General features: G+C 72.5%; 8 protein-coding genes. 6 read left to right on the top strand and 2 right to left on the bottom strand.

Annotation, left to right across the window (positions count from 1 at the left end):
- On the top strand, positions 1 to 1,953 hold a 1,953-nt coding region (locus ABT381_RS04435; RefSeq protein WP_351587484.1), incomplete at its 5' end, for an HAD-IC family P-type ATPase.
- Here ABT381_RS04435 and mdlC read toward each other — a convergent pair.
- A complete protein-coding gene (mdlC, locus tag ABT381_RS04430; RefSeq protein ID WP_351587482.1) occupies positions 1,940 to 3,532 on the bottom strand; it encodes a benzoylformate decarboxylase in 1,593 nt (530 codons plus the stop codon). The two genes, ABT381_RS04435 and mdlC, sit on opposite strands and share 14 nt — an antisense overlap.
- Before the next feature lie 114 nt (positions 3,533 to 3,646).
- Here mdlC and ABT381_RS04425 point away from each other — a divergent pair, with 114 nt between their 5' ends.
- Both ABT381_RS04425 and ABT381_RS04420 read left to right on the top strand, forming a co-directional pair.
- Positions 3,647 to 4,576: a LysR family transcriptional regulator gene (locus ABT381_RS04425; protein ID WP_351587480.1), complete on the top strand. Its 930-nt coding sequence runs from the start codon at positions 3,647 to 3,649 to the stop codon at positions 4,574 to 4,576.
- A gap of 130 nt (positions 4,577 to 4,706) precedes the next feature.
- On the top strand, positions 4,707 to 6,077 hold the full coding sequence (locus ABT381_RS04420) for an MFS transporter (RefSeq protein ID WP_351587477.1): 1,371 nt from the start codon (positions 4,707 to 4,709) through the stop codon (positions 6,075 to 6,077).
- Here the strand turns inward: ABT381_RS04420 and ABT381_RS04415 are convergent.
- The gene (locus tag ABT381_RS04415) at positions 6,065 to 7,525 is read right to left on the bottom strand and encodes an aldehyde dehydrogenase family protein (protein ID WP_351587475.1); all 1,461 of its coding nucleotides are present in this window, start codon (positions 7,523 to 7,525) and stop codon (positions 6,065 to 6,067) included. The genes ABT381_RS04420 and ABT381_RS04415 overlap by 13 nt on opposite strands.
- Positions 7,526 to 7,778: 253 nt before the next feature.
- On the opposite strand from ABT381_RS04415, the gene ABT381_RS04410 reads away from it, so the two are divergent.
- The 3 genes from ABT381_RS04410 to ABT381_RS04400 all read left to right on the top strand — a co-directional run bounded on the left by ABT381_RS04410 (position 7,779) and on the right by ABT381_RS04400 (position 11,545).
- The gene (locus ABT381_RS04410; RefSeq protein WP_351587473.1) at positions 7,779 to 8,384 is read left to right on the top strand and encodes a flavodoxin family protein; all 606 of its coding nucleotides are present in this window, start codon (positions 7,779 to 7,781) and stop codon (positions 8,382 to 8,384) included.
- 26 nt (positions 8,385 to 8,410) lie between these two features.
- The gene (pstS, locus tag ABT381_RS04405; protein WP_351587471.1) at positions 8,411 to 9,595 is read left to right on the top strand and encodes a phosphate ABC transporter substrate-binding protein PstS; all 1,185 of its coding nucleotides are present in this window, start codon (positions 8,411 to 8,413) and stop codon (positions 9,593 to 9,595) included.
- A gap of 453 nt (positions 9,596 to 10,048) precedes the next feature.
- Entirely contained in the window at positions 10,049 to 11,545 is a 1,497-nt protein-coding gene (locus ABT381_RS04400) for an ATP-binding protein (protein ID WP_467754757.1), read from the top strand.
- Positions 11,546 to 11,584 lie beyond the last annotated feature (39 nt).

Genomic DNA, 11,584 nt, shown 5'->3' with positions numbered 1-11,584 from the left:
GCGCAGGCCGGGCGGGGCGCGGCGGCCCCGGTCGGCGTGGAGCGCCGCCTCGCGCAGATCACCCGCACCACGATGCCGGTGGCGCTCGGCGCCGCCGCCACCCTGATGGCCGTCGGCCTGCTGCGCGGCCGCCCAGCCCGGGAGACCGTCGGCGCGGGCGTCGGCCTCGCGGTGGCCAGCGTCCCCGAAGGGCTGCCCTTCCTGGTCTCGGCCGCCCAACTCGCCGCCGCGCGGCGGCTGTCGGCGCAGGGCGTCCTCGTCCGCGACCCCCGCACCATCGAAGCGGTCGGCCGCACGGACGTACTCTGTTTCGACAAGACCGGCACCCTCACACACGGGCAGATCTCGCTCAGCGCCGTCTCGGCGGCCGGCCGCAACCTGGCACTGGACCGCCTCGCGCCCGAGCACGAGGACGTACTGGCCGCCGGGTTGCGTGCCACGCCCCGCCGGCGCCGCAAGCAGCCGTTCGCGCACGTCACCGACAGCGCGGTGGTCAGCGGCGCCGAGGAGGCGGGCGTGCACCGCACCCGCTCGGCCGCCGGCTGGAAGCGCACCGCGTACCTGCCGTTCGAGCCCAGCCGCGGCTTCCACGCCGCGGTCGGCCGCAGCGGCAAGGAGTGGGTGCTGTCGGTCAAGGGCGCGCCGGAGGAGGTGATCCAGCGCTGTACCACCCAGGAGGGGCGGCGGCTGGACCGCGCCGACCGCGACGAGATCCTGGCCGAGGGCGAGAAGCTGGCCGCCGAGGGGCACCGCGTCCTCGCGGTCGCCGAGCGCCGCACGCGCAAGGACCCGGCCGCCGACGGCACACTCGCCGACGAGACCGTCGGCAAGCTCGGCTTCCTCGGCTTCCTCGCCTTCGCCGACCAGGTACGCTCCACCGCCGCCGGGTCCGTGCGGGAACTGGCCGACGCGGGCGTGCACATCGTCATGATCACCGGCGACCATCCGCAGACCGCCGAGTCCATCGCCATCGAACTCGGCGTCATCGACGGCCGCCGCGTCATCACCGGCGCCGAGCTGGACGCCCTGGACGACGACGCGCTGGACAAGGCGCTGCCCGACGTCGGCGTCGTCGCGCGCTCCACGCCGGTGCACAAGGTACGCGTCGTCCAGGCGTTCCAGCGGCTGGGCCGTACGGTCGCCATGACCGGCGACGGCGCCAACGACGCGCCCGCCATCCGGATCGCCGACGTCGGCATCGCGCTCGGCGGCCGGGGCACCCCAGCGGCGCGCGCGGCCGCCGACCTGGTGGTCACCGACGACCGGCTGGAGACCATCCTCGCGGTGCTCATCGAGGGCCGCGCCATGTGGGCCTCGGTGCGCGAGGCGCTCGCCATGCTGGTCGGCGGCAACCTCGGCGAGATCGCCTTCACCGTACTCGGCGCCACCGTCTCCGGCACCTCGCCCCTGACGGCCCGTCAACTCCTGCTGGTCAACCTCTTCACCGACCTGCTCCCGGCCATCGCCCTCGCCGTCCGCCGGCCGCACCCCGATGCCGCCGACCGGCTGCTCCGCGAGGGCCCTGAGGCGTCGCTGGGCACCGCGCTGACCGACGAGACCGCGCAACGGGCGCTCGCCACGGCGGCGGGCGCCGCCGCCGGCTGGCTCGCGGCACGCCTCACCGGCCGCCCGGCCCGCGCCCGTACGGTCGCGCTCGCCGCGCTGGTCGCCAGCCAGCTCGGCCAGACCCTGCTGATCGGCGGCCGGGACCGTACGGTCGTGGCCTCCGCGCTCGGCTCGATGGCCGCCCTCGCGGCGGTCGTCCAGACCCCGGGCCTCAGCCACTTCTTCGGCTGCACCCCGCTCGGCCCGGTCGCCTGGACCATCGCCCTGGGCGCGGCCGGCGCGGCGACGGCGGGCTCGCCCTTCCTCCCGCCGCTGGTCACCCGCATGGAGGCGCTGGCGACCCGGAAGAAGGGAGAACCGGTCACGGCTGCGGCTACGGCTCCGTGAGTTCGGTCGCCACCTCGATGACGGCGGGCCGGCCGCTGCCGAGCGCGTCCTTCAGGGCGCGCATGAAGTCCTCGCCGGTCCGCACGGCGCTCGCCGCGACCCCGTAACCCCCGGCGAGTTGGACGAAGTCGATGCCGGGCACGTCCATGCCCGGTGTCTCCCCGGAGTCCAGCACCTTGGAGAACCAGCGCAGCGCGCCGTACGTACCGTTGTTGAGGATCACGATGATCACCGGGATGCCGTACTGGGCGGCCGTCCACAGCGCCGTGATGCCGTAGTTCGCCGACCCGTCGCCGATCAGCCCGATCACCTGCCGTTCGGTGTGCGCCAGTTGCGCGCCGACGGCGGCCGGCAGCCCGAAGCCCAGCCCGCCGGAGGCCGGGAAGAAGTAACTGCCCGGCAGCGACAGGTCCGTCTGCGCCCAGAACGCGCCGGTCGTCGAGGTGGACTCCTTCACGTACACCGCGTCCTGTGGAGCGGTCCTGCGCAGCAGCGCGAACAGCTCCTCCGGGTGCAGCCGGTCGCCGGACGCGGCCGCGGGCGCGGGCCGGAAGTCCGGCAGCGGCGGCAGCGCCGGGCGCCGCCCGCCGGTCACCGCGTCCGCCACCCGAGCCAGCGCGTCCCGCACCCCGCCGACCAGCGCCTCGCCCATCGGCGCCCGCGCGGCCTCGCCCGGGTCGCTGGTGAGGTGGATCAGCCGCGCGCCCTCGGGCAGATACGCGCCGGGCACGAACTGGTGGTACCGGAACACCGGCGCCCCGGCCACCAGGATCACGTCGTGCCCGGCCAGTGCGTCACTCACGCCCCGCACGGCGGCGGGCAGCACGCCGCGGAAGGCGGGGTGCCGGGTGGGGAACGGGCAGCGGGACGCCGAGGGCGCGATCCACACCGGCGCGCTCAGCTTCTCCGCCAGCCGCACGGCGTCGCCATTGGCCTCCTCGGCGTCGACCTCGGGGCCCAGTACCAGTACGGGATTCACGGCCCCGTCCAGGGCCGCGACGAGGTCGTCGAGCTGCGCCCCGCTCAGCGCGCCGGCCGCCGCCGTCCGACGCACCGTCAGATGCCGGGCGCCCTCCGGCGCTTCCTGCGCCCAGTCGTCGTACGGCACCGACACGTACACCGGCCCCTTGGGCGGCAGGTTCGCCAGGTGGACCGCCTGGCTGAGCGCGCGCGGCACGTCCGCCGCGCAGGCCGGCTCGCAGGCCCACTTGACCAGCGGCTTCGGCAGCGCCGACGCGTCCACGTTCGCCAGCATGACCTCCTGGCCGACCGTCGAGCGCACCTGCTGGCCGGCGGTGATCACCAGGGGGCTGTGCGCGTACACGGAGTTGGCGAACATGCCCATCGCATTGCCGGTACCGGCGGCCGCGTGCAGATTGACGAACGCGGCGCCACCGCGCGCCTGCGCGTACCCGTCGGCCATCGCCAGCACGGCCCCCTCGTGCAGCCCGAGGACGTAACGGAAATCCGCCGGCATCCCGGCGAGGAACGGCAGCTCGTTGGAGCCCGGATTGCCGAAGACCGTCGTCAGGCCGTGCGCCCGGAGCAGCTCGTACGTCGCGTCCCTCACGGTGGCCATCGGTTCTCCCCATTCCTGTGCCGGGTGACCCGCCTCACGGTAGGAGCGGCCCGGGTATAGGTCCAATGACTGCTGTCGATGGCTGCATAGAGGTCGCCTATGTAGGGTCGCGCCGTGACCGACCTGGATCTCAACCTTGTGAAGACCTTCGTGCTGCTCTACGAGACCCGGAGCGTCACCCGCACCGCCGAGGCCCTCTTCATTACCCAGCCCTCCGCCAGCCACGCCCTGCGGCGGCTGCGCCGGCACTTCGGCGACGAGCTGTTCGTCCGCTCCGCCGACGGGCTCCGCCCGACGGAGACCGCGGCGCGGATGTACCCGCGACTGCGCCAGGCCCTGGAGGTGATCACGGAGACCGTCTCCGGCGCGGGCGCCTTCGACCCGCTGACCTCGCAGCGCACCTTCCGGATCCGCGCCACCGACCTCGGCGAGATGATCCTGCTGCCGGCCGTACTGGCGGAGCTGGAGGCCCGCGCGCCGCACTGCCGGATGGAGGTCGCACCGCTGGACTCCGCCGGCGCCGCCGAGGAGCTGCGCCAGGGCCGGGCCGACGCCGTGATCTGCACGCCCCGCATCGACGCGCCCGACATCCGCCGCGACCCGCTCTTCCAGGAGCGTTACGTCGGCCTCCGCGCCGAGGACCACCCGCGTATCGGCGACCGGCCGGGGCTGGGGGAGTACTTGGCCGAACGGCACATCGCCGTGGCCGCCGCGGCCGGCCACCTCGACGCCGACCAGGTGCTCGGCCGGCTCGGCCACCCCCGCGACATCGTCGCCCACGTACCGCACTTCGCCGTGCTGCCCGAACTGGTCGCCCGCACCGGATACCTGGCGGTCGTGCCCGGCCGCGCCGTACGGTCCTTCACCCGCGCGGCCCCGGTGCGCACCTTCACGCTGCCCTTCGACCTCCCCACCGCCGAGGTCGCGCTGTACACGTACCGCAGGACGCTGCCCGCGCCGGCGGTGGAGTGGCTGCGCGACACGGTCGCCGGGCTCCTCGCGACGACGGACCGGACGACAGAACGGTCCTGGCAAGACCATTGACAGGCGCCGGAAGCGCGCTGACACTCATGCCACCAGTTGGTGAACGAGACTTCACCAGGCGAACAGTCGCCAGGTGAACAGCTTCCCGTGAGACGCCACCTGCACGAGCCGACAGATCCCAGGGACACCCATGACTTCCTCCGGCACGACCGGGCCGGCAAGCCCGACCGCCGACCGCCCGCCGCACACCTTCCGCACGGTCTTCCCGGTCCTGGCCCTGTGCTGGCTGGCCGTCTTCTTCGACGGTATGGACGTCAACATCTACGGCGCCGTCATGCCGCACATGCTCGACGACCCCGGCCTCGGTCTCACCCCCGCGAGCGCCGGCTCGATCGGCAGCTGGACCGCCTTCGGCATGTTCTTCGGCGCGCTCGCCGCCGGCAACATCACCGACTGGCTCGGCCGCCGCCCCACGCTGGTCGCCAGCGTCACGCTGTTCTCCCTCGGCTCCGCGGTCTGCGCTCTCGCCGCGGGCCCGGCCGCCTTCGGCGCAGGCCGCTTCGTCGCGGGCATCGGCCTCGGCGGCCTCACCCCGCTCGCCCTCGCCATGGTGCTGGAATTCGCGCCGCCCGGCCGGGCGGCCCTCACCACCGGCCTGCTGATGTCCTCGTACCACGCGGGCGGCATGGCAGCCACCGGCATCGGCCTCGGGCTGGCGCCCGCCGCGGGCTGGCGCGCCGTGTTCTGGGCAGGCGTGCTGCCCGCCCTCGTCGCCGTACCGCTGCTGCTGAAACTGCTCCCCGAATCGCCCGGCGTGCTCCTCGCGCGCGGTGACCGCACGCGGGCCGACGCCGTCGCCGACCGGTACGGCCTGCCCCGGCCCACCCCCGTCCAGGCCCCGGCCGCCGGCGCCAAGGGCCGCCTGGCCGCCGTCCGCGCCCTCTTCAGCGCCGAGTCCCGCTGGGCCACCCTCCTGCTCTGGCTGGCCTCCTTCTGCGGCCTGGTCCTGGTCTACGGCGTGTCCACCTGGCTGCCGCAGATGATGCGCGCCTCCGGCTACGGCCTCAGTTCCTCGGTGACCTTCCTGATGGTCATCAACGCGGGCGGCATCGTCGGCATGTTCGTCGCGGGCCGCGCCGCCGACCGCTTCGGCTCCGTGAAGATCTCCGCCCTCTGGTTCGCCCTCACCGCGGCCGGCGCGCTGCTCCTCAAGTCGCACATGCCGCTCGGCCTCACCTACGCCGTCATCGCCCTCACCGGCGTCTGGCTCTTCAGCGCGCAGGTCATGGTCTACGCCGTCACCGACACCGTCTACCGCGACAGCGAACGCGCCGCGGGGCTCGGCCTGGTCACCGGCGTCGGCCGGATGGGCGCGGCCTTCGGCCCCTGGCTGATCGGCGTCCTCGCCGCCACCGGCAGCCAGAGCATGGGCTTCACGGCCTTCGCCATGGCCGGCCTCCTCGGCGCCGCCGCCATCGCCCTCGTACCCCTGGCGCGCCGCAAGGGCGTGCCAGGGGCGACGGAACGTCATACCGCTGTGCGGGCGCCTCAGAACGGATAGTGCGCCTGCTGCGTCGCGACCGTCAGCCACCGGGTGCTGGAGAACGCCTCGATGCCCCAGCGGCCGCCGAACCGCCCGTAACCGGAGTCCTTGACGCCGCCGAACGGCGCCTGCGGCTCGTCGCCGACGGACTGGTCGTTGACGTGCACGATGCCGGTACGGATACGGCGCGCGACGGCCAGCCCGTGCGTGGCGTTCTCGGTGAGGATGCCGCAGGTCAGGCCGTTCTCCGTGTCGTTGGCCAGGGCGATGGCCGCGTCGTCGTCGGCGAACGTCTCGATGACGCAGACCGGTCCGAACGCCTCGCCGTAGTACAGCTCCATCTCCTTGGTGACGCCGGTCAGCACGGTCGCCGGGTGCACCGCGCCCTCCGGCGCCCCGCCCCCGGTCAGCACCGTGGCGCCCTTGTCCACCGCGTCCTTCACCAGCGCCGCGACGCGCTCCGCCGCGGCCGCGCTGACCAGCGGACCGACGACGGTCTGCGGCTCGCGCGGATCACCGGCCGGCAGCGTCGCCACCTTCGCCGTGAACTTCCGCGTGAACTCCTCCGCCAGGCTCTCGTGCACCAGGATCCGGTCACCGGACATGCAGATCTGCCCCGCGTTCATGAACACGCCAAAGGTGACCGCGTCGACCGCGTAATCCACGTCCGCGTCGTCCAGCACGAGGATCGCGTTCTTGCCGCCCAGCTCCAGCACCGCGGGCTTGAGGTGCCGCGCCGCGTGGGTGCCGATGATCCGGCCCACGCCCGTCGAGCCGGTGAAGTTGACGGCCCGTACGCGTGCGTCGGCGATCAGCGTCTCGGCGACGGCGGCGGCGTCCTCGGGGGCGTTGGTGACCACGTTCAGTACGCCGTCCGGGAGCCCGGCCTCGCGCAGCACGTCGGCGACGAACAGCCCGCAGGCCAGCGGCGCGTCCTCGCTCGGCTTGACCACGACGGTGTTGCCCGCCGCGAGCGGCGCGGCGACGGCGCGCACCCCGAGGATCAGCGGCGCGTTCCACGGCGCGAACGCCCCGACGACGCCCAGCGGTTCGCGCACCGCCATGCCCAGCGCGCCGCTCTCCTGCGTACTGAGGACCTCGCCGCGCGGCGCGGTGATCGCGGCGGCCGCCTCGCGCAGCACATTGGCGGCGAGCGCGACGTTGAAGTGCGCCCACGGCGCCGTGCCGCCGACCTCCTGCGCCATCAGCTCGACGGCCTGTTCACCCTTGGCGTCGAGCAGGTCGGCGGCCTTGAGGAAGATGGCCCGGCGGGCGAACGGGGCGAGCGCGGCCCATGCGGGGAAGGCCGCGTCCGCGGCGTCCACGGCCCGCGTGATGTCCTCGGGCCCGCCGGCGGCGACGGTCGCGTACACCTCACCGGTGAAGGGGCTGACGTCCTCGGTGGTACGGCCCGAGGCGGCGGGTACGTCCTCGCCGCCGATGAACAGTTCACGGGTGGTGGCCATGGGCTGAGTGATCCTTCGAGAGAGGGGGAGGGGGGAGAGGGGGAGCGAGGAACTCGACGTTCGCATGACTCGACGTTCGTATAGTGAACCTTTGTTCACATTTCTGGGAAATGCTGCTTCCGCGCGCCGTGAATGTCAAGATCCGGGCGCGGGCTCCACCGGGCGGCCACCAGCGGGTGCCGTGCTGGTGCCGTGCGGGTGAAGCCCCCACCTGCCGCCGCGGACGGGCGCCGGACCCGGGTACAGAAATCCCATGCGCGCCCTCGTGATCAACTGCACCCTCAAACCCTCCCCGCAGCCGTCGAACACCGAAGCCCTCGCAGGCGTCGTCGTCAAGGCCCTGGACACCCACGGCGTCACCGCGCAGACCGTCCGGGCCGTCGACCTGAATCTCCTGCCGGGCGTGCAGAGTGACATGGGCGAGGGCGACGACTGGCCGTCGGTGCACGAGAAGATCCTGAACGCTGAGATCCTGGTCATCGCCTCGCCCACCTGGCTGGGCAGGCCGTCCTCCGTGGCGCAGCGCGTACTGGAGCGGATGGACGCGATGCTCAGCGAGACCGACGACCAGGGGCGCCCGGTCGCCTTCAACCGCGTGGCCGGCGTCGTCGTCACCGGCAACGAGGACGGCGCCCACCACGTCATCAGCGAGATCAACGGCGCGCTGGTCGACATCGGCTACACGATCCCCGGCCAGAGCTGGACGTACTGGCACCTGGGCCCCGGCCCGGGCCCCGACTACCTCGACGAGGACCGCGGCCACGACTGGTCCGCCTCCACCGCCCGCGCCATGGCCTCCCAGCTGGCCCACACGGCCCGCGCGCTTGCCGCGCACCCGCTGCCCGCACCTCCCTCCTGACCCCGAAGCTCAAGGAGTACTCGACCGTGACAACACAGCGTCCCCGGGGCCCGCGCGCCCTGGCCGCCGCCCTGGCGGCACTCTCGGGCGTACTGGCCCTCGCGTCCTGCGGCTCGGACGGTTCTCCGGCGTCCGGCGGCTCGTCCGGCGCGACGTCCGCGTCCGCTTCCGGCTCCGGGTCCGGTAGCGCGTCCGCTTCCGGTACCGCGGCCGCGGGCGGCGCGGTGAAGTGCGGCAAGGCGGCCACGCTGCGGGCCTCCGGCTCGACCGCGCAGCAGAACGCCATGCGGTTCTGGATCAGGAACTACCGGAAGGCCTGCGACGGCACCCGGATCCAGTACGAGGGCTCCGGCTCCGGCGCCGGTCAGAAGGACTTCCTTGCGGGCCGTACCGCCTTCGCCGGCTCCGACTCCGCGCTGCGGCAGGCACAGCGGGACCGGTCCAAGAAGGCGTGCGCGGACGGCGGCCGCGCCGTCCACCTGCCGATGCTCGGCGGCCCGATCGCCGTCGCCTACAACCTGCCGGGCGTCAAGAAGCTGGTACTGGACGCCCCCACCCTCGCCCGGATCTTCGACGGCAGGATCACCAAGTGGAACGATCCGGCGATCGCGAAGCTGAACCCCAAGGCCGACCTGCCCGCGACGCCCCTCAAGGCGGTGCACCGGTCCGACGCCTCCGGCACGACCGACAACTTCACCGCGTACCTGCACGCCGCCACCCCGAGCGGCTGGCCGCACCCGCACGGCCAGAAGTGGCCCGCCAAGGGCGGCGACTCCGCCACCGGTTCGTCCGGGCTGGCCGCCAAGGTCAAGCGGACCGAGGGCGCCATCGGATACGTCGAACTCGCCTACGCGATCGGCAAGTCCATCCCCACGGCCTCGCTCGACACCGGCGCCGCGGCGCCGGTCGACCCCACCGTCGTCAACGCCTCGAAGGCACTGGCCGGCGCGAAGGTCGCCGGCTCGGACGGCGACCTGGTCCTCGGCCTCGACTACAAGCCCAGGACCGCCGGCGCGTACCCGATCGGCATGGTCACGTACGAGATCGTCTGCGACAAGGGCAACAAGGCGAAGACCTGGCCCGCCACCAAGTCCTTCCTCCTGTACGCCGCCGGCATGCAGGGCCAGCAGGACCTCTCCTTCCAGGGCTACGCCACCCTCCCCGCCAAGGTCATGGACAAGGTACGCAACAAGCTCAACAGCATTTCCTGACCTGCCGGAGAGTTCTCTGTGCGGGTGTTGCGCGAGGACCGCGTCTTTGGGGCCGGCGGCACGGCGGCGCCGGCCCTGCGCGATTTCGCTGAATAGCCAGCGCTAAACGATTCTGCTGAATTTCGCACGCACGTACATTCATGTGTTATATGCACTCATCACACAAAGCCATTCGGGCCCCGCTATGCTCACTGCCGCGCAGCGAGTTGCGGCGGTCACAGGGCCTCTCTGCTGGCTGTCGCGCTGCCGTTCATCCGCACGAGTGCTCGGGCGTCCCGGGACCCGGCTCCGCGCGCGGAATGCGAACTTGGAATGCGCTGCGGCCAAGCGTTGGTGAGTGTGAACCGACGAGCGTCCACCTTGTTCCCATCCCTTTTCCTGGCGTCTTTCCTGGCGACCGTATTTGCCGTGCATGACGCCTCGTCCCTCTCCACGAGTCCTTTGAGGATGCCGATGGTTCGTGCTGATTCGCCGCCCGGAAGGCCGGGGCGCACCTCCACCGCAATGTGGCTGTTGCCACCCGCACTACTGGCCATATGCACGGCCGTGGCCGTGTTGCTGACGCCCTCGGTGGCCCGTGCCCACGCCGCCTGGATCGGCACCATCGCCACGGCGGCGGTGGCCGTCACGGCCGGGGAGGCGGCGAGACGGGGACGGGCGATCGCCGGGCTGCGCAGGCAGTGCGCCGAGAGGGAGGCAGTACTGCAACGGCAGTTGGCCGAGCAGGAGACCGAAACGGCGCGGATGGCCAAGGAGATCCTGCCGGCCGCCATGGCACAGCTTCAGCAAGGCGTGCCGGTCGAGAACGTACTGCTCAACACCTGCCCCCTGTCCCGCGTGAGCCCCCGGTTCCAAACCGCACACCATGCGGTGCTGCGCTACGTCCTCCAAGCCGTCGAGGCCGAGGAGGATCTGCGTGACTCCGCCCAACGCGCCTTCGTCAACATCGCCCGCCGGGTCCAGGCCATCGTTCACCAACAGGCCCAGGAATTGCGGGAGATGGAGGACCGACACGGCAATGACCCGGACGTCTTCGGCGACTTGCTGCACCTCGATCACCGGACCGCACTGATCGGCCGGCTGGCGGACAGCATCGCCGTACTCGGCGGGGCCCGGCCGGGACGTCAATGGCAGAAGAACATCCCGCTGTTCAACGTGTTGCGCGGCGCCATGTCCCGGATCACCGATTACCAACGTGTCGATCTGCACTCGGTGGCCGACGTCGGCATTCTCGGACGCGCCGTCGAACCACTGATCCACGCCGTGTCCGAGCTGCTGGACAACGCCACTCGCTATTCGCCGCCGCAGACACAGGTCCATCTGACCGCGACAGAGGTCCAGTCCGGGGTGGCCGTCGAGATCGAGGACGCCGGGCTCGGCCTGACCGATGAGGCCCGCATCCGCGCCGAGCGGGCCCTGGCGCAGAACTCCGCCAGCGGACTGGACCTCGACGACCTGGGCGAGTCACCACGACTCGGCCTCGCGGTGGTCGGCCGGCTCTCCCACACGAACAACTTCAAAGTCTCCCTCCGCGAATCCGCGTACGGCGGCGTACGCGTCGTCCTGATCGTCCCCCCGGCCCTGATCACCGCAACGCCGGCGCCCGGCGGAGCCGTGGCCAAGGCCGCCACCCTGCCGCCGCCCCGGCACACCCTCGGGCCGCAGCGCCGCTACGGGGTGGCCGTCGAGGAACCGGTGTCCACCGACGCTCCGCGCACCACCAACGGCCTTCCACAGCGCAGGAGTCGTACGCGCGCGGTGGTTCCGCCCGTACGGCCGAAGCCCGCACGCTCCACCACCACCGACTCCCCGTCCCCGGCGTCGGTCGAGCAACCCCCACAGGCCGGGATGTGGCTGGCCGCCTTCCACGAGGGCGCCTACGGCGAGTCCCGAGCCGAGTCCCCGGCACATCGTCCCCATGAGCCGAGCGATGACGAGTCCGATCAGTAACTGAGCCATTAGGTAAGGGTGAATAAGCAAGTGGCGACA

It is taken from the genome of Streptomyces sp. NPDC000151 (assembly GCF_040301705.1).
In the GTDB taxonomy this organism is placed as follows: domain Bacteria; phylum Actinomycetota; class Actinomycetes; order Streptomycetales; family Streptomycetaceae; genus Streptomyces.
Note: the sequence above shows the minus strand (reverse complement) of the source record. Positions and strands in the feature narration are given on the sequence as shown.